The organism is Streptomyces sp. NPDC001056 (assembly GCF_053598955.1).
Genome location: NZ_JBSFLI010000011.1, coordinates 32,539 through 50,385 on the forward strand (window position 1 = coordinate 32,539; position 17,847 = coordinate 50,385).

Here is a 17,847-nt window from a genome sequence, read left to right on the forward strand (position 1 = left end):
GCATGTCCCGGGTCAGGCGAGGCCCGCCTCCCGCATCTGGCGCAGCTCCTTCTTCATCTCGGAGACCTCGTCGCGCAGCCGGGCCGCGATCTCGAACTGCAGCTCCGCGGCGGCGGCGCGCATCCGCTCGGTCATCTCCTCGATCTGCTCGGCGAGTTCGGCCGCCGGGCGGTCCGTGGGCACCGTGGCCGCGGCCTTGCCCTTCGCGGACTTGGCCGCCTTGCCGGCCCTGGCGCCCTTGGCCGCCTTGTCGCTCAGTGCCGGAACGGGGGCCTTGGCGCCCTTGCCGTCCTTCGACTTGCGGTAGCCGCTGCCGAGGAGTTGCTCGGTGTCGACCTCCTCACGGGCGATCTGCGCGACGATGTCGTTGATCTTCTTGCGCAGCGGCTGCGGGTCGATGCCGTTGGCCTTGTTGTAGGCGACCTGCTTCTCCCGACGGCGGTTGGTCTCGTCGATGGCCCGCTCCATGGCCGGGGTGATCTTGTCGGCGTACATGTGGACCTGGCCGGAGACATTGCGCGCCGCGCGGCCGATGGTCTGGATCAGCGAGGTGCCGGAGCGCAGGAAGCCCTCCTTGTCGGCGTCGAGGATCGCCACCAGGGAGACCTCGGGCAGGTCGAGGCCCTCACGCAGCAGGTTGATGCCGACCAGGACGTCGTACTCGCCGGCGCGCAGTTCGCGCAGCAGCTCCACCCGGCGCAGGGTGTCGACGTCGCTGTGCAGGTAGCGCACCTGGATGCCCAGTTCCAGGAAGTAGTCGGTGAGGTCCTCGGCCATCTTCTTGGTGAGCGTGGTGACCAGGACGCGCTCGTCCTTGTCGGTGCGCTTGCGGATCTCGTGCACCAGGTCGTCGATCTGGCCCTCGGTGGGCTTGACCACGACCTCGGGGTCGACGAGACCGGTCGGGCGGATGATCTGCTCCACGACGCCGTCGGAGCGCGACAGCTCGTAGGCGCCCGGGGTCGCGGACAGGTAGACGGTCTGCCCGATGCGCTCCTGGAACTCCTCCCACTTCAGGGGGCGGTTGTCCAGGGCGGAGGGCAGACGGAAGCCGTGCTCCACGAGGGTGCGCTTGCGGGAGGCGTCGCCCTCGTACATCGCGCCGATCTGCGGGACGGTGACGTGCGACTCGTCGATGACGAGCAGGAAGTCGTCCGGGAAGTAGTCGAGCAGGGTGTTGGGCGGGGAGCCGGGCGAGCGGCCGTCGAAGTGCATCGAGTAGTTCTCCACGCCCGAGCAGGTGCCGATCTGGCGGAGCATCTCGATGTCGTACGTGGTGCGCATGCGCAGCCGCTGGGCCTCCAGGAGCTTGCCCTGCTTCTCCAGCTCGGCCAGGCGCTCGCCCAGCTCCTTCTCGATGTCGTTGACGGCCCGCTCCATGCGTTCGGGGCCGGCGACGTAGTGGGAGGCCGGGAAGACGTACAGCTGCTGGTCTTCGCTGATGATCTCGCCGGTCAGCGGGTGGAGCGTGGACAGGGCCTCGATCTCGTCACCGAACATCTCGATGCGGACGGCGAGCTCCTCGTAGACCGGGAAGATCTCGATGGTGTCGCCGCGGACGCGGAAGGTGCCGCGGGTGAAGGCCAGGTCGTTGCGCGTGTACTGGATGTCGACGAAGCGGCGCAGCAGCTCGTCCCGGTCGATCTCGTCGCCGACTCTGAGGGGGACCATGCGGTCCACGTACTCCTGCGGGGTACCGAGGCCGTAGATGCAGGACACCGAGGCGACCACGACGACGTCACGACGGGTGAGCAGCGAGTTGGTCGCCGAGTGGCGCAGGCGCTCGACCTCCTCGTTGATCGAGGAGTCCTTCTCGATGTACGTGTCCGACTGCGGGACGTAGGCCTCGGGCTGGTAGTAGTCGTAGTACGAGACGAAGTATTCGACCGCGTTGTTCGGCAGGAGCTCGCGGAACTCGTTGGCCAGCTGGGCGGCCAGCGTCTTGTTCGGCGCCATCACGAGGGTGGGGCGCTGGAGCTTCTCGATCATCCACGCGGTGGTGGCGGACTTGCCGGTGCCGGTCGCGCCCAGCAGGACGACGTCCTTCTCGCCGGCCTTGATGCGCTTGGCCAGGTCGGCGATGGCCGTCGGCTGGTCGCCGCTGGGCTGGTAGGGACTGACGACCTCGATGGGCGCCACCGTGCGTTCGATGTGGGAAACGGGCCGCATGCCATCAACCGTACGACCCCCCACTGACAACGGGTCCCGGTCAGCGGTTCTGCGGGGTGCGGGGGCCCCGCCGCACGGGCCTCCGGTCGGGGTGGTGGTGCTGGTGGGGGTCGGTACGGGAGCCGGTGCGGGGGGCGAGGGCGGCCGGGACGCCCGGTGCGGGCAGGGCGACCGCCCGGCCGGGGTGGCGCAGGACCAGCATCGGGTCGAGGATCACCACGACGCCCGCGAGGACCAGGAGGACGAGCGGGCCGAGCAGCATGGGCACGAGGGCGGACGCGTCCGGTGTGTCGGCGCTCGTCTCGGCGGTGCCGTCGAGGTGGACGCTGAGCGCGGCCATGGCGGTGTAGTGCATGCCGCTGACCGCGAGGCCCATGAGGAGGCTCGCGCCCACGCTCGGCAGCAGGCCGCGGGCGCGTCCGGCGGCCCACAGGGCGGCGGTGGCGGCGGCGACCGCTACGGCGACGGAGACGACGACGGTGGGTGTGCTGTAGGCGAACCGTCCGTGGAACCGCATGCCTGCCATACCGAGGTAGTGCATCGAGGCGACGCCCAGCCCGGTGATGGTGCCGCCGGTGAAGAGCGGTCCCCCGGTGGCGCCCCGGTAGCCGACGATGAAGACTCCTATGCCGACCATGAGGACGGCGAGCCCGAGGCTCGCGTAGGTGATCGACTCGTCGTAGCGCACCGGTGTCCGCGCGATGCTGAAGCCCATCATCGCGACGAAGTGCATGGTCCAGGTGCCGCAGCCGAGCGCGGCGGTGCCGAGCGCCAGCCAGGCGGGCCGCCTTGAGTGCGTGACCAGCAAGGACCGGGTGATGCAGCGCAGCCCGAGGGCGCCGCCGAGGCAGGCCATCAGATAGGCCACCAACGGGGTGACGGCCCCGTAGCCGAAACCGTCGACCGTGCCCTGCATCCGCGGCTGCCCTTCGCCCTCTGTGTCCTGGAAACCCTGAAAGTCCGCGCCGTCCCAGCACCGCGTCGGGCGGCCGGGGGTGTCGCTGAGAGTATGACTGCCACCGGAATGGTCGAACGACTTTCCGGCAAAGAAACACGGCCTTGCCCCAGTTGTGGGCCACCGGTGAGCACCCGGACGCGTCTTACCGGGATATGTGGCCTCCATGCGGCCGCGTACCGTTGCCGCTCTGCTGTCAGTCTGGTGCTGTCGGTTTCCGTTCGACGCGAGGAGTACGCATGCACGCGCGCCTGGCCGCCGCTCTGGCCGCCGTGGTCCTGGCGGTCCTGTCCGCGGTGGCCCTGGTGAGCCTCACCTCCGACGCCAAGGCGGGCGTCCGGCCACCCCTGGTGATCGCCCACCGGGGCGCCCCCGCCCACGCTCCCGAGAACACGCTGCCCTCGATCGACGAGGCCGGGCGACTGGGCTCCACCTGGGTCGAGAACGACGTCCAGCGCACCAAGGACGGCGAACTGGTCGTCATCCACGACGACAGTCTGAAGCGCACCACCAACGCCGAGAAGGTCTTCCCCGGCCGGGCGCCGTGGAAGGTGAAGGACTTCACCGCCGCCGAGATCGCCCGGCTGGACGCGGGCAGCTGGTTCTCCCCCGCGTTCGCGGGCACGCGCGTGCCGACGCTGGAGCAGTACATGCGCCGCGTCGAGCACAACCACGAGAGCCTGCTCCTGGAGGTCAAGAACCCGGAGCTGTACCCGGGCATCGAGCAGCAGATCCTCAAGGTCCTCGGCAACGAGGGCTGGCTGGACCGCGGCCATCTGAAGCGGCTCGTCGTGCAGAGCTTCAGCGCGGACAGCGTGCGGACCGTCCACGAGCTGAAGCCCGCGCTGGCCACGGCCTACCTCGGCGCGCCCCCCGTCTCGCAGCTGAAGCGGTACGCGCGGTTCGCCGACCTGATCAATCCGTCGTACGGATCGCTCTCGAAGTCGTACGTGTCGGCGGTGCACGGCGTCCGCGGGCCGCACGGCCGGCCGCTCGGGGTGGACGTCTGGACGGTGGACGACAAGGCGACCGCCCGCAAGGTCGCCGGGTACGGCGTCGACGGGATCATCAGCAGCAAGGCGGACGTGGTGCGGGCGGCGCTGGACACGAAATGAGCCGGGCACCGGCCGGGTGACGGGCTGGATACGCGGGCCGAGACCGGGTCGGCGGGCGTTGTCGGTGGGAGGTCGTACGGTGGGCGCATGGACAGCCATGGGCAGGACGAGCAGCGGGTGGTGTGGGCCGTCGTCGAGACCGGCATCGGCCCGCTGATGCTGGCGGCGACCAGGAACGGACTGGTCAACGTGGTCTTCCACGCCACCGGGGCGGTGCGCGAGCGGGCGCTGGAGCGGCTTGCGGCCCGGTTCGGCGGCGCGCCCGTGGCGGATCCGCAGGCGCCGGTGCTGGCCGAGGCGATACGTCAGCTGCGGGCGTACTTCGCGGGCGAGCGCCAGGACTTCGAGCTGCCGCTGGACTGGTCGCTGATCTCCGGGTTCAACCGGCAGGTGCTGCGTGAGCTGGCCGCCGGTGTGCCGTACGGCAGCGTCGTGGGGTACGGCGATCTCGCCGGCCGGGTCGGGCAGCCCGGCGGGGCCCAGGCGGTCGGCGCGGCGATGGGCGCCAATCCGCTGCCGGTGGTCGTGCCGTGCCATCGGGTGGTCGAGCGTGACGGCGGGATCGGGGGTTTCGGGGGCGGACTGGAGACCAAGCGACAGCTGCTCGCGCTGGAAGGGGTGCTTCCCGAGCCGCTGTTCTGACTGGCCGCCCGTCCTATCCGGCCAGGGCCGGTCGCCGTTCGGCCAGGTACGGCCGTCTCGCACGCGGTGCCGGGCCCCTGGGCGTTTGGCCGTGGTCGGTGCCCGCCAGAGATACCGGCAGGGACCGGCGGACAGGAGGCGGGCACATGGTGCTGGTGGTGTCGGAAGAGGTCCGGGAGGCGATCGGGGCACGGCGGCCGGTGGTGGCCCTGGAGTCCACGATCATCGCCCATGGTCTGCCCCGCCCGCGCAATCTGCGGGTGGCCCTGGAGCTGGAGGAGGCGGTACGCGGCGAGGGCGCGGTGCCGGCGACCGTCGCGGTGCTCGACGGTCGCCCGCTGATCGGCCTGGACAAGGCGCAGCTGGAGCGGGTCGCCAATGACGGCGGCATCCGCAAACTGGGCCACCGCGACCTGCCGCTCGCCATGGCGGCGCGGGCGAGCGGGGCGACCACGGTGTCGGCGACCGCGCGGCTGGCCGCGCTCGCGGGCATCCGGGTCTTCGCCACCGGCGGGCTGGGCGGAGTGCACCGGGAGTGGACGGTGACCCAGGACGAGTCGGCCGACCTGGGGCTGCTGGCCCGGACCGGGATCACGGTGGTGTGCGCGGGCGTGAAGTCGATCCTGGACGTGCCGGCGACCCTGCAGCGCCTGGAGACGCTCGGTGTGGCGGTCGCCGGGTACGGCACCGACCGGTTCCCCGGCTTCTACCTCTCGGACTCGGGGCATCCGGTCGACTGGACGCTGCGCGGGCCCGAGGAGGTCGCGGAGGTGATGCGGGCCCAGGACGCGCTGGGCGCGGCGGACTCGGCGCTGATCGTCGCCAATCCGGTGCCGGAGGCGGAACAGCTCGACCCCGAGCTGCACGCGCGCGTGCTCGGCGAGGCGCTCGCCGCCTGTGCGGAGCAGGGTGTCACCGGTCAGGCGGTGACCCCGTTCCTGCTGGACTACCTCGTGCGGCACACGGACGGCGCGTCGCTGCGCGCCAACCTGGCGGCGGTGCGCGGCAATGTGCGGCTGGGGGCGCGGATCGCCACGGCGTGGGCGCGGGGGTGACCAGGGGCCGCAAGGAGGCGCTGCTGGTCGTCGGGGACGTGGTCACGGACGTGGTCGCCCGGCACCGGGGGCCGCTCGCGACCGGCACCGACACCGCCGCGGTGATCCGGATGCTGCCGGGCGGCGCGGGCGCCAACGTGGCCTGCTGGGCGGCCCATTCGGGCTGTCCGGACGTACGACTGCTCGGCCGGGTGGGCACGGACGCGGCGGAGTGGCACGAACGGGAGCTGGTCGCGGCCGGGGTACGGCCGCTGCTGGTGACCGACCCGCGGGCGGCGACCGGGACGGTGGTGTGCCTGGTCGACGCGGGCGCGGCGGCCGAACGCACGTTCCTCACGGACAGCGGGGCGTCGTTACGGCTGGAGCCCGCCGACTGGTCGGACGCGTTGCTGGACGGGGTCGCCTGGCTGCATCTGTCGGGTTATCTGCTGTTCAAGGAGTCGAGCCGGGCGCTCGCGGGGACCGCGCTCAGGGCCGCACGCGCGCGGGGCGTGCCGGTCAGCATGGATCCGGCGTCGGCCGGCTTTCTGGCGGAGCTGGGGGTCGAACAGTTCCTCGCCTTCGCCGAGGGGCTGGACGTGCTGCTGCCCAGCCGGGACGAGGCGTGTCTGCTGACGGGGCTGGCGGAACCGGTGGACGCGGCGGCCGAGTTGGGCCGTGTGGTCCCGCTGGTGGTGACCAAGGCGGGGACGGACGGGGCGCTGGTGACCCGTGCCGGGGACGCGCCGGTCAGGGTCCCCGCGGTGCCGGCGACCGCGCGGGACACCACGGGCGCCGGTGACGCCTTCACCGGCGCCTTCCTCGCCGCCCTCCTCGCGGGCGCGGACGCGGCGGAGGCGGCGGCGCGGGGCTGCTCGGCGGGCGCGCGGGCGGTGGGCCGGGTCGGCGGCCGGCCGCCGCACCGGGGCGGGGCGGGGCGGCCGAGGAGGGCGTCGGGCGGGGCGTGTGAGAAAGGTGGCGTGTGAGAAGGGTGTCGGGCGGGCTGGCACCGGTGGCGGCCGCGCGCGAGGATGACGCCTCACGGCGGGGTGTCACGCCGTGCCGAACAAGTCTCACGCCATGCCTCAGGTGTCACGCCATGCCTCAGGTGTCACGCCATGCCGCGGGTGCCATGCCGTGCCATGGGTGCCATGCCATGCCATGCCATGCCGCAGGTGTCACGCCTTGCGGCCCCACGCCGAGATCATCGGTGCCGTGGCCAGGTCCATGCCGCCGGCCTCGACGTTGGCCAGGTGCTGGTCGATCTCCTCGTCGGTGGCCAGGCCCGCGTCGAGGAGCCGGCCGCGGATCTGGCGGACCGTCGCGGCCTCCAGGGCGGTGCAGGCGGGCGAGGTCATGGGGAAGAAGCCGTCGGCCTCGACCTCGTGCAGTCCGGCCTCCCTGAGCAGGCGCGGCAGCCGGCGGCCGTAGGCGAGGTCGGCGCCCCGTTCGGCGAGCAGTCTGCGGAAGCCCTGGCGGAGCCGGTTGGCGAGCCGCTGTTCGGGGCCGTACTCGTCGGGGCAGGTCAGCGGCTGGAGAGCGGGGTCGGCGTCCTCGATCAGCAACCGGCCGCCGGGCTTCAGCGCCTGGATCATGGACCTCAACGCGCTTTCGCGGTCCGGGACATGGACGAGGACCAGACGGGCGTGGACCAGGTCGAAGCCCTCCCCCGGCGGCTCCTGGGCGCCCACGTCGTGGGTGTGGACCTCCACCGGCGGGTGGTCCACGGGAGCCAGCCGCGAGGTGTCGATGTCGGTGGCGACGACCTTGCCGTCCGGCCCCACCTTCCGCGCGAGCCAGGACACCAAGGAGGTGCCGCCGGCCCCGACCTCCCAGCAGTGCCAACCCGGCTCGACGCCGAGGGCCTCGATGTGCCGGAAGGTCGTGGGGTCGAACAGGCCGGCGAAGGCGTCGAAGCGCTCACCCGCCTCGCGCTGCCGGTTGTCCAGGAGGTACCCGTCGGATGGCGTCATACCGCGATCATCCCAGGTGACCGGCGGATGAGGCCGGTCGGCTCCTCCTGCCGGGGAGGGCACGGGCGGAGTTTTTCCACAGGCGGAAACAAAGCGGAACGCGGTATTCCCACAGGCTTGCCCGCGCTTTGCTCAGGACTGGCACACTTTCGGGCCAGGACGTGAAAGCGTCGCAGGGGGAGATGCACGCGAGGAGATCCGGATGTCCATGGCAGGGAATCTGCGGAAGGTCACGGAACTGGGCAGGGGCGGTGGTCTGCGCAAGGTCGCGCAGTTGGCCCGGCGGCGGCCGCGCGTGGACCTGAGTCATCCCGCACGCTCACCCCTGGGCTCCTCGGTGGTCAACTGCGTGACGTACCAGGACGGCATACGGGTGCCGCAGTGCACCGATCTGCTGGAAGCCGTGCGGATGGTCCGCAAGACCGGCGAGGGCTTCGTCTGGCTCGGGCTGCACGAGCCGACGAACCGTGAGTTCGCGGGCGTCGCCGAGCTGTTCGACCTGCACCCCCTCGCGGTGGAGGACGCGGTCGAGGCCCATCAGCGGCCGAAGCTGGAGCACTACGGGAACACCTTGTTCGCCGTGTTCAAGACGGTCTGCTACGTCGAGCACGAACAGCTGACGGCGACCAGCGAAGTGGTGAACACCGGCGAGATCATGGCTTTCGTCGGCGAGGACTTCGTGATCACGGTGCGGCACGGCAGGCACGGCTCGCTGGGGCCGCTGCGCGAAGAGCTGGAGGCGCACCCGCACCAGCTTTCCAGGGGGCCCGCGGCGGTGCTCCACGCTCTGGCGGACCATGTGGTCGACGGCTATCTCAGCGTGACGGACGCGGTGCAGGCCGACATCGACCAGGTGGAGACGGAGGTGTTCTCGGAAGGCGGTGCGCGGCTCGACCCGGGGCGCGTGTACCAGATGAAACGTGAACTGCTGGAGCTGAAAAGGGCCGTGATGCCGCTGGCCCGCCCCGTGGAGGACCTGGCCACCCGGCCTCTGCGGGTCGTCGCCCCCGAGATACAGACGTACTTCCGGGATGTGCTGGACCATCTGATCCGGGCCAAGGAGCAGATAGCCGCCTTCGACGAACTCCTCAACTCCATCCTCCAGGCGCACCTCGCGCAGGTGACCGTCGCGCAGAACGAGGACATGCGGAAGATCACGGCATGGGCGGCCGTGATCGCCGTACCGACGATGGTGTGCGGGGTGTACGGCATGAACTTCGACCACATGCCGGAGCTGCACTGGCGGTTCGGTTATCCGCTGGCCATGGGGTTGATGGCGGCGGCGTGCGTGGCGCTGTACCGGGGCTTCCGGCGCAACGGCTGGCTCTGACCGGCGCGCACCGGGACGGCGGGGCGGTGCCCTTGGTTCCGTGCGGGCGGTGCCGGTGGTCCTATGCGGGCGGCGCAGACGGTCCGGAGCGGACGTCGGTGGTCAGCCGCGCCAGGCGGGGTGGCGCGGATCGTCGGCGCGGACGAGGACGTCCGCCGTGCCGGCCGGGTCCGTCTCCGTCTCGTAGCGCTCGAAGGCGGGGAGCGTCCAGTGGTCGGGTTCGGGGGTACGGCGACGCAGGGCGGCCGGGGAGAGGAGGACGTGGACGGTCAGGTCGAACGGGAACCAGTGACGCAGCAGCAGGGGGCCGTGGAGCAGCAGGACGCCGCCGGGCGGGAGTTGGACATACGGACTGCGGGTGGCGCGGTCGGTGGCCGGGTCCCACAGGTCGGGCAGGACGCGCCCGCTGCCGCCGGGGTCGAGCGGGCCGAACACCTCACGCCACAGGGCACCGGTGTCGAGCCAGCCGCCGTAGTACGACTCCGCGTCGCGCCGTCCGTGTTCCAGGCGCAGCGAGGCGGGGCGCAGGAAGCCCTCGGCGTCGACGACCAGCGAGGGCCGGCCGCGCACTCGCAGCGCCTCTCCGACGCGCTCGGCCAGGTCCCCGGGGCGGGCGGCGGGGGCCCCGTCGAAGCCGACGCGCAGCCAGGCACCACCGTCGGCCGCCTCCAGTCCGGCCACCCGGTCGGCGAGCAGTCCGGCGAGCCGTTCCCAGGTGATCGCTTCGAGTCGCACGGTGCCATGATGCCGGGTGCGGCCGGGAAGAGGTGGCGTGGGGCCGGGGCGCGGGGGCTGGATGTGCGGTGGAGGCCCGATGGCGTGCGGGCCGAGAAGCCACCGGACTTCGACGCGTGATGTCGTGGGGCTGTCGAAGCCGGCGCGTCACGTGCGAGGGAAGCGGTGTCGGCCAGGAGCCCGGTCGCGCACGGCCGGCCGGACCGGACAGCAGGACCAGGGTGTGACCGTTCCGCCACTTTGGCGGGCCAGGGGGCGTCATGTGGTGACGCGCCGCAGCAGATGGTCGCAAAGGACTCCGGGATCGCCGGAGAGGACGCACAACCGGATGCCGTCGCTGTTGCGCACGACGCCCAGGGAAGGCCGCTCGTCCGGACTCGCCCCCGGCGGCGGGGAGTCCGCCTTCAGCACCACGGACCGCCCACCGTCGCCGACGCTCCAGCTGCCGCCGCCGGCGAACGTACCGTCCGAGGGGACCGTGAACACCTCCAGGGGCAGGGCGGTGGCCGTGAAGCGGTCGTCGCCGGTGAACCGGATCTGCCCGGCCGTGCCGTCCTCCGGTTTCCAGGTTCCGACGAGCGAAGCCGGCGAAGAGACCGCGGCGAATCGCACCTGTGCGTCGAGGCGGTCCCTCGCCCACCAGGAGATCCCCCCGGCTACTACCGCACCCACCACCGCGACCGCGGCCGGCCGCCGTCCCCACCGCACCGGCCCGCGTACCCCCACCGCCTGTCCCCTCAAGCCGTTCTTGATCAGGAAGCGCCCAGTCTGGCAGGAGACGGGATCACCCGCCACGGAGGCGAAAGGGAGACGTGGACGGGGACGGGGGCGGGGAAGGAAAGGAGTATGGGAATCCCCTCAACTCCCCATCCATCCGGCGGGCTTGTCGTCATCCAGCCTCTCAGGCACAAGCGCTGTTCCGCCTGTCGGCGTGGGCCGCTGTCGTTGCTGGTGTTCGAGGACGGCGCCCCGCGCTGCCTGGACTGCGCGGATCTCGGGCATCTGGTCCTTGTGCCGCGAGGTGATACGGCACTGACCCGCAGGTCGCGGGAGGAGAGCGCGTTGTCGGCGGTGGTGGTGCGCTTCAACCGGCGCAAGGGCCGTTACGAGCGGCAGGGCGTGCTCGTGGAGGAGGCGGCGCTGGCCCGCGCCGAGGCGCGGTGCCTGGCGGACGCGGAGGCACGGCGCCGACGGCGGGCACGGGACGCGCGGCGCAGGAGGGTGGAGGACGAGCGGTTCGCGGCGGCGTTCGCGGCGGAGATCCTGCGCCTGTTCCCGGGCTGCCCGGTGGAGCGGGCGCGGGCGACGGCGGCGCATGCCTCCGTGCGGGGCAGTGGTCGGGTGGGGCGCAGTGCGGCGGGGCGGGCGTTGTCCGAGGGTGCGGTGATCTCGGCGGTCGTGGCGGGCGTACGGCATGTGGACACGCCGTACGACCAGCTGCTGATGAACGGGGTGCCACGGTACGAGGCCCGGCGCCGGATCGCCCCGGCCGTGGAAGGCGTGCTGCGGGCGTGGCAGAGGGCTGGGGAGGGCGGGGGCTGAGGGCACGGGGGCGCCGCTCCCTCGGCCCCCGAGTACGAGCGGCGGCTCCGGCCCCGGCCCCGCCCCTGCCCCACGCACCGCCTCCACCCCCAGGCTCATCCCACCCCCTCCCCCGCCCACCCTGCGCCACCCCCCGCCCAGACGTATCGTGGCCGGAAGAGTGCCGATACGTGCCGCCTGGTGGCGTATGGCCCTGGGCGGTCGGCGCGGTGCCCGTAGGCGAGGAAGATGATCATGGCCGATCCCAAGGGGTTCATGACCACGCCGCGTCAGGAGTGGGCGCGGCGGCCCGTCGAGGAGCGGGTGCGGGACTGGGACGAGGTGTATGAGCCGGGCGCGCTGCTGCCGATCATCAGCAAGCAGGCGGACCGGTGCATGGACTGCGGGGTCCCCTTCTGCCATGACGCCTGCCCGCTGGGCAATCTCATCCCCGAGTGGAACGACCTGGTGGCCCGGAAGGACTGGCGGGCGGCCAGCGACCGCTTGCACGCGACGAACAACTTCCCGGAGTTCACCGGACGGTTGTGTCCGGCGCCGTGCGAGGCGGGGTGTGTGCTGGCGATCAACCAGCCGGCCGTCACCATCAAGAACGTCGAGTGCGCGATAGCCGACCGGGCGTGGGAAGAGGGGTTCGTACCGGCGCGCGTGCCGGAGCGGCTGTCCGGGAAGACGGTCGCCGTCATCGGCTCCGGGCCCACCGGGCTCGCGGCGGCACAGCAGCTGACCCGGGCCGGGCACACGGTCGCGGTGTACGAGAAGGACGACCGGATCGGGGGGCTGATGCGGTACGGCATCCCCTCGTTCAAGATGGAGAAGCGGCATCTGGATCGGCGGCTGGGGCAGATGCGGGCCGAGGGGACGAGGTTCCGCACGTCGACGGTGGTCGGGCGGGATGTCGACGCGGCGGAGTTGCATACGCGGTACGACGCGGTCGTGCTCGCCACGGGCGCCACGGCGTGGCGCGAACTCCAGGTGCCGGGACGGGAGTTGGACGGGATACACCAGGCGATGCGGTATCTGCCGCTGGCCAACCGGGTCGGCGAGGGGGATCTGGAGGTCTCGCCGTTGTCGGCGGCGGGGCGGCATGTGGTGATCGTCGGCGGTGGGGACACCGGGGCGGACTGTCTGGGGACGGCGGTGCGGGAGGGTGCGGCGTCCGTGACCCAGTTGGACATCTACGCGCAGCCGGGGGCGGAGCGCGACGAGTACGCGGAGCCGTGGCCGACGTACCCGAAGATCTACCGGTTGTCGCCCGCGCACGAGGAGGCGGGGCAGCTGCGCACGGCACCGGCGGCGGACGCGGACGCGCGGTTGTTCGCGGCGTCGACGCTGCGTTTCACCGGGGACGACGGCGGGCACGTGCGGGCGCTGGAGCTGGTGGAGGTGGACGAGCGGCGGCAGCCGGTGCCGGGCACCGGACGGACGATCCCCGCCGATCTGGTGCTGCTGGCGCTCGGGTTCTCCGGTCCGGACCGGGAGGACGGGCTGATCGACCAGCTGGGGCTGGCGCTCGACGCGCGCGGCACGATCGCACGCGACGACGGTTTCGCGACCAACGTCCCCGGGGTGTTCGCCGCCGGGGACGCGGCGCGCGGGCAGTCGTTGATCGTCTGGGCGATCGCGGAGGGGCGGGCCGTGGCGGCGGCCGTCGACCGGTATCTGACGGGCGGTACGCAGCTGCCCGCACCGATCTCGCCCGGGGACAAGCCGATGCGGGTGTGAGAGGGGGCGGCGCGGGGGCGGCGCCAACCCTGATGAACGCCGCCCCCGAGCCGTCCCGGGCGGTTACGGCTTGCGCGCCACCGCGCCGTACCCCGGGATCACCCCGTCGTCCTGACCCGGTACCGGTTCACCCAGTTCGGGGTGCCACTTGTGGACGATCTCGACACCGGGCTCGACCAGTTCGAGGCCGTCGAAGAAGCGGGTGAACTCCGCGCGGGAGCGCAGGGCGATGGTGATGCCCGCGCCCTTGAGCTTGTCGGTGGCGGTGACGGACTCCTCCGGAGTGAAGTCCGACGTGGCGTGGGTCATCATCAGGTAGCTGCCGGAGGGGAGTTCCGACAGCAGCCGGCGGACGAGCTCGTGGGCGCCGTCCGCGTCCGTGATGAAGTGCAGCAGGGCGATCATGGAGAGGGCGACCGGCTGCTTCAGGTCGAGGACCTCCCGGGCGCCGGCGATGATCGCGTCCGGGTCGCGCACATCGGCCTGGAGGTACTCGGTGGCACCCTGGGGCGTGCTGCGCAGCAGGGCCGCCGCGTGGGCCAGCACGATCGGGTCGTTGTCGCAGTAGACGACCCGGGCGTCGGGCGCGATCTCCTGGGCGACCTGGTGCAGGTTCGGCTCGGTCGGTATGCCGGTGCCGATGTCCAGGAACTGCCGTACGCCCTGCTGGGCCAGCCACCTGGTGGCGCGGTGCATGAAGGCGCGGTTGACCCGGGCCATGACCGGCACCCGGGGTTCGAGGGCCAGCATCTGGCGGCCCATTTCCTCGTCGACGGGGTAGTTGTCCTTGCCCCCGAGGTACCAGTCGTACATCCGCGCGGGATGCGGTTTGCTGGTGTCGATCTCTACGGCCGTCGGGTCCTGCCCGCTCATGCGGCACTCCGTAAGCGTCTGTGGTGATGGATTGTCAAGTCTGGTTTCAAGCTGAGAAGTCGAGCAAGTAACAACACAAGCGACACGTGTCAGGAAAGCAGGAAGTCGGCCTCCCCCGCCTTGGCGCCTTCTATGAAGGCGGTCATCTCGTCCGTGGTGTAGATCAGGGCCGGCCCGTCGGGATCGGTGGACTGGCGTACGGCGATGCGGCCGTCGGCCAGTTTCATCGCCTCCAGGCAGTTGCCGCCGTTGCCGCCGCTCCAGGGCTTGTGCCAGCCCTCGCTGCCCAGCTCCCGTGCCGGCATGCCGTTGTAGACGCGGGCACGCGACTTGATGTGTTTCATTCACAGCTCCTTGCAAAGATCCCGGAGGATCTCTTTGGTGCGTTGCGCCGTGGCGGCCTGCGCCGCCATGCGGTCCATGACCTCAAGGTGGGTCGCCACCTCGGCGCGCGCGTCGAGGTAGACGGCGCCGGTCAGGTACTCGCTGTAGACCATGTCCGGCAGTTCTGACATGGCGAATCGGAACAGCACGAAGGGCCCGTACGTCCCCGGGTGCGGGCCGTTCTCGAACGGGGCGACCTGGAGCGTCACGTTCGGCAGGCTCGCGGCCTCGATGAGCCGCTCCAGCTGGGCGCGCATCACCTCGGGGCCGCCGACGGGGCGGCGCAGGGCGGTCTCGTCCATCACGACCCAGAACCGGGGCGCGTCAGGGCGGGTGAGCAGCTGCTGGCGCTGCATGCGCAGCGCGACATGGCGCTCGATGTCGTCCGGGCTGGTCTGGCCGATCGCCCCGGATCGGAGCACCCCGCGCGCGTAGTCCTCGGTCTGGAGCAGTCCGGGGACGAAGTGCGGCTCGTAGGAGCGGATGAGGCTCGCGGCGCCCTCCAGGCTGACGTACATGGAGAACCAGCCCGGCAGGATGTCGTGGAAACGCTGCCACCAGCCGGGACGGTTGGCCTCCTCGGCCAGTTGGACGAAGGCCTCGGCCTCGTCCTCCGGGACGCCGTAGGCCTTCAGCAGCAGCTGGAGGTACGGAATCTTGAGCCCGACCTCGGCCATCTCCATACGGCGGACGGTCGCGGGGGCGACGCGCAGTACCCGGGCCGCGTCCTCGCGCTTCAGTCCGGCGCGTTCCCGCAGGTCCAGCAGGCGTCGCCCGAGGACCACCTGACCCACCGTCGGCGCGGACCGCGGCTCGCTCACGCTCCCACCTCCACCGAAAGCCTTCACCGAAAGGAACCCTGACAGCCCTGCGGCGCCGTTCGAAGGCTCATCGGAAGACCGGGTCGGACCTCCGATGGACCCAATTGGCGCCGCTCGACGTGCTGTTGCGAGCAGTGTGCCACGGCGTCTGACCGAGTCACACCGCACTCTGCAATTTTCAGAGTGACCCTTGCCAAGTGTCCACGGCGGGGCGATAGTGGCAGGCGTGATTCCGTCCGCGCCCTTAGGAACAGACGCCGCCGCAGACCGCCCCGGTCGTGGCGCCACCGCGACGGTGCCCCCCATGGGTGGTACCGCCGTCGAGCGCCGGTTCCGCTTCGAGCTGGCCGCGCATCCGGGTTCCGTCTCCCGGGCGCGGCGCCTGGCGCATGCCCGGCTGACCGGCTGGTCGGTGTGCGCGGACACCTGTGACAGCGCGGCCCTGGTCGTGTCGGAGCTGGTCACCAACGCGATCGTGCACACCGCGAGCACACGGGTCGTGTGCGAGCTGCACGACCACGACGACCTGGTGCGCATCGCCGTGCGCGACGAGGGCTGTGCCCCCGGCGAGCCCCACCCCTCCCCGCAGCGCCCCGACGAGGAGCACGGGAGGGGGTTGCTCCTCGTCGAGGCCCTGTGCCGGTCCTGGGGCGCGCAGGAGTACGGCTCCGGGCTGCTGGTCTGGGCGGAGCTGGCCCGCCGCGGCGAGGCGGCCCCGGGATGCGCCGAGCCGCGCGACGACCTCGGCTGGGGTGCCGCCCGCCCCAAGCCGGACCGGCCGGACGGCACGGGCGACGGCGAACCGGTCGAGGACCATGGCATGGATCACGGCGTGACCTGCGACACGGGCGCCGACCGGCTCTGGGACACATTGGAGCAGCCCGCGCACCGGGTCCCGCCGCAACACCCTTCGTACGAGGCGACCGGCCGGCCCCCGCTCCGGGGTCCGGACCACCGGTGGCACGGGACGCAGGAGCGGCACGGCGTTCCGGAGTGCCGGCGTGCCCCCGAGCAGCACCTCGGCCGGGAGTGGTCGTGACCGGCGCGACGGGCCGGGGGCGGCACGACGCCCGGGGTTCCGGCAGGGGTCTCGACGTCCGTTCGGAGACCGCCGGGTCCGAGCGGGCGCTGGGGATGGACACCCTGGTGCGGTTGCAGCGCCGGCGACCGGCCACGGACCCGCTGCACCGGCTCCAGGTGCCGGACGGCATGACGGTACCGCTCGGTTGTGACGCCGTGGGCGTGCCCGGTCGGCTCGGGCCGCTCGTCGTGTCGCGGCTGCCGCGGCTGGGATGCGTGTACGCCGACGACGCGCACTGGTGGTGGATCGTCCCGTCGGACTCCGACTACGCGCTTCCTTGGCCGGCGCCCGCGCAGTACGCGCCCGGCGCCCTCGTCAAGGGTGCCGCCCGACTGGTCCACCGCCCCGGGGGCACGGTGCCGTACACCCCGCCGATCCCCCTCTACCTGGCCCTGTGCCGGGCGACGGGCACGACCCCGGACTGGTCGCGCACCATCACGGCGTAGAACCGGCCGCCACCGTGCGGGGTGTCACTCGGCCGCCTCACTCCCCCGCACGATCACCAGGAACGTGTCCGTCGCGAGGTCCATGACGACCTCGGCGGGCAGGCCCTCCAGGCGGCGCGCGTGCGCGAACTCCTCCGCGGGCCACGATCCGCGTGGGCCGCCGGCGGGAAAGCGCTCAAGCACCGTTCGCCCGTTCACCATCGCGCACCTCCAGAGAGCGTCGTCCTGCTAGGAGTCAACGCTCCGGAGGGGCCGAACGCCTCGCCCAGTGACCCGACCGGGACACAGCCGGCACAGGCATGGTGCAGATCGTGACGATTCGGTCACACGGTGACAGGGGGTGCGCTGTCCGCGTCAGAGGTCGTACTCGTCGTGCAGGCGGAGCCCCTCGCTGCCGACGGGGTGGCGGCCGAGGGCGGTCAGGTCGAGGAGGGCGGCGGTGCCGCCCAGTTCGCCGAGGTCCGCGTCGTACACCGAGTAGGTGTGGAAGACCCGATCGCGCTCGCGCAGGAAGCAGCTCAGGCCCGGCCGCTCGACCGGTGTCCCGCCGTCCCGCACGGTCGCCTCGAAGTCGTCGTTGAAGTCGCCCGGTGAAGAGGAGTACCAGGGCACCGCCCAGCCCATGCGCGCCTTGAACGGCAGGATGCGGGTGAACGGCGCCCGGGAGACGACGGCGAACGAGGTGTTCCGGGCGCGCAGGTGCGCGAGGTGGCCGACCTGGTCGAGGAAGGCGGCGCAGCAGGGGCAGCCGGTCTCCCACTCGGGGGCGAACATGAAGTGGTGGACGACGAGTTGGGAGCGTCCCTCGAAGAGATCGAGGAGGGTGGCCTTGCCGTCGCCGCCCTCGAAGAGGTACTCGGGGTCGACCTCGACCATGGGCAGCCGCCGCCGCTCGGCACCGAGGGCCTCACGCGCCCGTCCGACCGACTCCTCCCGGAGCCGCAACTCCTCGCGTGCGGCGCGCCACTGCTCGCGCGAGACGATCTCCGGTAGCGACATGGGCCCTCCTGTCCGACAGTCGGTTC

General features: G+C 71.9%; 19 protein-coding genes. 9 read left to right on the forward strand and 10 right to left on the reverse strand.

Annotated features, from left to right (window positions below):
• Window positions 1-12: 12 nt before the first annotated feature.
• Window positions 13-2,169, reverse strand: coding sequence for an excinuclease ABC subunit UvrB (gene uvrB / locus ACWDD7_RS15510; RefSeq protein ID WP_450457683.1), 2,157 nt, complete (start codon window positions 2,167-2,169; stop codon window positions 13-15).
• Window positions 2,170-2,209: 40 nt separating this feature from the next.
• A complete protein-coding gene (locus ACWDD7_RS15515) occupies window positions 2,210-3,085 on the reverse strand; it encodes an MHYT domain-containing protein (RefSeq protein WP_450457684.1) in 876 nt (291 codons plus the stop codon).
• A 278-nt stretch (window positions 3,086-3,363) separates the two neighbouring features.
• On the opposite strand from ACWDD7_RS15515, the gene ACWDD7_RS15520 reads away from it, so the two are divergent.
• The 4 genes from ACWDD7_RS15520 to ACWDD7_RS15535 all read left to right on the forward strand — a co-directional run bounded on the left by ACWDD7_RS15520 (window position 3,364) and on the right by ACWDD7_RS15535 (window position 6,901).
• Window positions 3,364-4,239: a glycerophosphodiester phosphodiesterase gene (locus tag ACWDD7_RS15520; protein WP_450457685.1), complete on the forward strand. Its 876-nt coding sequence runs from the start codon at window positions 3,364-3,366 to the stop codon at window positions 4,237-4,239.
• Between the two features lie 87 nt (window positions 4,240-4,326).
• Window positions 4,327-4,881, forward strand: a complete 555-nt coding sequence (locus tag ACWDD7_RS15525; protein ID WP_450457686.1) for a methylated-DNA--[protein]-cysteine S-methyltransferase — start codon at window positions 4,327-4,329, stop codon at window positions 4,879-4,881.
• A gap of 146 nt (window positions 4,882-5,027) precedes the next feature.
• Complete coding sequence (locus tag ACWDD7_RS15530; RefSeq protein ID WP_392211317.1) at window positions 5,028-5,936, forward strand: pseudouridine-5'-phosphate glycosidase; 909 nt, start codon at window positions 5,028-5,030, stop codon at window positions 5,934-5,936.
• On the forward strand, window positions 5,921-6,901 hold the full coding sequence (locus tag ACWDD7_RS15535; protein ID WP_450457687.1) for a carbohydrate kinase family protein: 981 nt from the start codon (window positions 5,921-5,923) through the stop codon (window positions 6,899-6,901). The genes ACWDD7_RS15530 and ACWDD7_RS15535 overlap by 16 nt, the downstream gene beginning before the upstream one ends.
• A 192-nt stretch (window positions 6,902-7,093) precedes the next feature.
• Here ACWDD7_RS15535 and ACWDD7_RS15540 read toward each other — a convergent pair whose 3' ends face one another.
• Window positions 7,094-7,888, reverse strand: a complete 795-nt coding sequence (locus ACWDD7_RS15540; protein WP_450457688.1) for a methyltransferase — start codon at window positions 7,886-7,888, stop codon at window positions 7,094-7,096.
• A gap of 202 nt (window positions 7,889-8,090) precedes the next feature.
• Here ACWDD7_RS15540 and ACWDD7_RS15545 point away from each other — a divergent pair, with 202 nt between their 5' ends.
• A complete protein-coding gene (locus ACWDD7_RS15545; protein ID WP_450457689.1) occupies window positions 8,091-9,218 on the forward strand; it encodes a magnesium and cobalt transport protein CorA in 1,128 nt (375 codons plus the stop codon).
• Between the two features lie 102 nt (window positions 9,219-9,320).
• Here ACWDD7_RS15545 and ACWDD7_RS15550 read toward each other — a convergent pair whose 3' ends face one another.
• Both ACWDD7_RS15550 and ACWDD7_RS15555 read right to left on the reverse strand, forming a co-directional pair.
• Entirely contained in the window at window positions 9,321-9,953 is a 633-nt protein-coding gene (locus ACWDD7_RS15550) for a nucleoside/nucleotide kinase family protein (protein ID WP_351869670.1), read from the reverse strand.
• 258 nt (window positions 9,954-10,211) lie between these two features.
• A complete protein-coding gene (locus tag ACWDD7_RS15555) occupies window positions 10,212-10,625 on the reverse strand; it encodes a hypothetical protein (RefSeq protein WP_450457690.1) in 414 nt (137 codons plus the stop codon).
• Between the two features lie 174 nt (window positions 10,626-10,799).
• Between ACWDD7_RS15555 and ACWDD7_RS15560 the strand changes: the two genes are divergently transcribed.
• Window positions 10,800-11,495 (forward strand): DUF2293 domain-containing protein, encoded by a 696-nt coding sequence (locus ACWDD7_RS15560; RefSeq protein ID WP_351869664.1) that lies wholly within the window; start codon window positions 10,800-10,802, stop codon window positions 11,493-11,495.
• Window positions 11,496-11,729: 234 nt separating this feature from the next.
• Window positions 11,730-13,217, forward strand: coding sequence for a glutamate synthase subunit beta (locus tag ACWDD7_RS15565; protein ID WP_450457691.1), 1,488 nt, complete (start codon window positions 11,730-11,732; stop codon window positions 13,215-13,217).
• A 63-nt stretch (window positions 13,218-13,280) separates the two neighbouring features.
• On the opposite strand, the gene ACWDD7_RS15570 is transcribed toward ACWDD7_RS15565, so the two are convergent.
• The 3 genes from ACWDD7_RS15570 to ACWDD7_RS15580 all read right to left on the reverse strand — a co-directional run bounded on the left by ACWDD7_RS15570 (window position 13,281) and on the right by ACWDD7_RS15580 (window position 15,295).
• Window positions 13,281-14,090 carry an SAM-dependent methyltransferase gene (locus tag ACWDD7_RS15570; RefSeq protein WP_351869658.1) on the reverse strand — a complete coding sequence of 270 codons (810 nt, stop codon included), beginning with the start codon at window positions 14,088-14,090 and terminating at the stop codon, window positions 13,281-13,283.
• Window positions 14,091-14,179: 89 nt separating this feature from the next.
• Entirely contained in the window at window positions 14,180-14,434 is a 255-nt protein-coding gene (locus tag ACWDD7_RS15575) for a DUF397 domain-containing protein (protein WP_285553724.1), read from the reverse strand.
• Window positions 14,435-15,295 carry a helix-turn-helix domain-containing protein gene (locus tag ACWDD7_RS15580; protein WP_351869650.1) on the reverse strand — a complete coding sequence of 287 codons (861 nt, stop codon included), beginning with the start codon at window positions 15,293-15,295 and terminating at the stop codon, window positions 14,435-14,437.
• Between the two features lie 304 nt (window positions 15,296-15,599).
• On the opposite strand from ACWDD7_RS15580, the gene ACWDD7_RS15585 reads away from it, so the two are divergent.
• Window positions 15,600-16,334 carry an ATP-binding protein gene (locus ACWDD7_RS15585; protein ID WP_450457692.1) on the forward strand — a complete coding sequence of 245 codons (735 nt, stop codon included), beginning with the start codon at window positions 15,600-15,602 and terminating at the stop codon, window positions 16,332-16,334.
• A 95-nt stretch (window positions 16,335-16,429) separates the two neighbouring features.
• Window positions 16,430-16,822, forward strand: coding sequence for a hypothetical protein (locus tag ACWDD7_RS15590; RefSeq protein ID WP_450457778.1), 393 nt, complete (start codon window positions 16,430-16,432; stop codon window positions 16,820-16,822).
• Between the two features lie 24 nt (window positions 16,823-16,846).
• Here the strand turns inward: ACWDD7_RS15590 and ACWDD7_RS15595 are convergent, their stop codons facing one another.
• Entirely contained in the window at window positions 16,847-17,023 is a 177-nt protein-coding gene (locus ACWDD7_RS15595; protein WP_285553730.1) for a hypothetical protein, read from the reverse strand.
• Window positions 17,024-17,176: 153 nt separating this feature from the next.
• Complete coding sequence (locus tag ACWDD7_RS15600) at window positions 17,177-17,821, reverse strand: DUF899 domain-containing protein (RefSeq protein ID WP_450457694.1); 645 nt, start codon at window positions 17,819-17,821, stop codon at window positions 17,177-17,179.
• Window positions 17,822-17,847 lie beyond the last annotated feature (26 nt).

Excerpts from the sequence above, each read along its gene's own strand:
- ACWDD7_RS15570 (WP_351869658.1), bottom strand. The coding sequence starts at position 14,090 with ATGAGCGGGCAGGACCCGACGGCCGTAGAGATCGACACCAGCAAACCG.
- ACWDD7_RS15575 (WP_285553724.1), bottom strand. The coding sequence starts at position 14,434 with ATGAAACACATCAAGTCGCGTGCCCGCGTCTACAACGGCATGCCGGCA.
- ACWDD7_RS15525 (WP_450457686.1), top strand. The coding sequence starts at position 4,327 with ATGGACAGCCATGGGCAGGACGAGCAGCGGGTGGTGTGGGCCGTCGTC.
- ACWDD7_RS15530 (WP_392211317.1), top strand. The coding sequence starts at position 5,028 with ATGGTGCTGGTGGTGTCGGAAGAGGTCCGGGAGGCGATCGGGGCACGG.
- ACWDD7_RS15520 (WP_450457685.1), top strand. The coding sequence starts at position 3,364 with ATGCACGCGCGCCTGGCCGCCGCTCTGGCCGCCGTGGTCCTGGCGGTC.
- ACWDD7_RS15600 (WP_450457694.1), bottom strand. The coding sequence starts at position 17,821 with ATGTCGCTACCGGAGATCGTCTCGCGCGAGCAGTGGCGCGCCGCACGC.
- ACWDD7_RS15590 (WP_450457778.1), top strand. The coding sequence starts at position 16,430 with ATGGACACCCTGGTGCGGTTGCAGCGCCGGCGACCGGCCACGGACCCG.
- ACWDD7_RS15565 (WP_450457691.1), top strand. The coding sequence starts at position 11,730 with ATGGCCGATCCCAAGGGGTTCATGACCACGCCGCGTCAGGAGTGGGCG.
- uvrB (WP_450457683.1), bottom strand. The coding sequence starts at position 2,169 with ATGCGGCCCGTTTCCCACATCGAACGCACGGTGGCGCCCATCGAGGTC.
- ACWDD7_RS15595 (WP_285553730.1), bottom strand. The coding sequence starts at position 17,023 with ATGGTGAACGGGCGAACGGTGCTTGAGCGCTTTCCCGCCGGCGGCCCA.
- ACWDD7_RS15585 (WP_450457692.1), top strand. The coding sequence starts at position 15,600 with ATGGGTGGTACCGCCGTCGAGCGCCGGTTCCGCTTCGAGCTGGCCGCG.
- ACWDD7_RS15545 (WP_450457689.1), top strand. The coding sequence starts at position 8,091 with ATGTCCATGGCAGGGAATCTGCGGAAGGTCACGGAACTGGGCAGGGGC.
- ACWDD7_RS15540 (WP_450457688.1), bottom strand. The coding sequence starts at position 7,888 with ATGACGCCATCCGACGGGTACCTCCTGGACAACCGGCAGCGCGAGGCG.
- ACWDD7_RS15515 (WP_450457684.1), bottom strand. The coding sequence starts at position 3,085 with ATGCAGGGCACGGTCGACGGTTTCGGCTACGGGGCCGTCACCCCGTTG.
- ACWDD7_RS15560 (WP_351869664.1), top strand. The coding sequence starts at position 10,800 with ATGGGAATCCCCTCAACTCCCCATCCATCCGGCGGGCTTGTCGTCATC.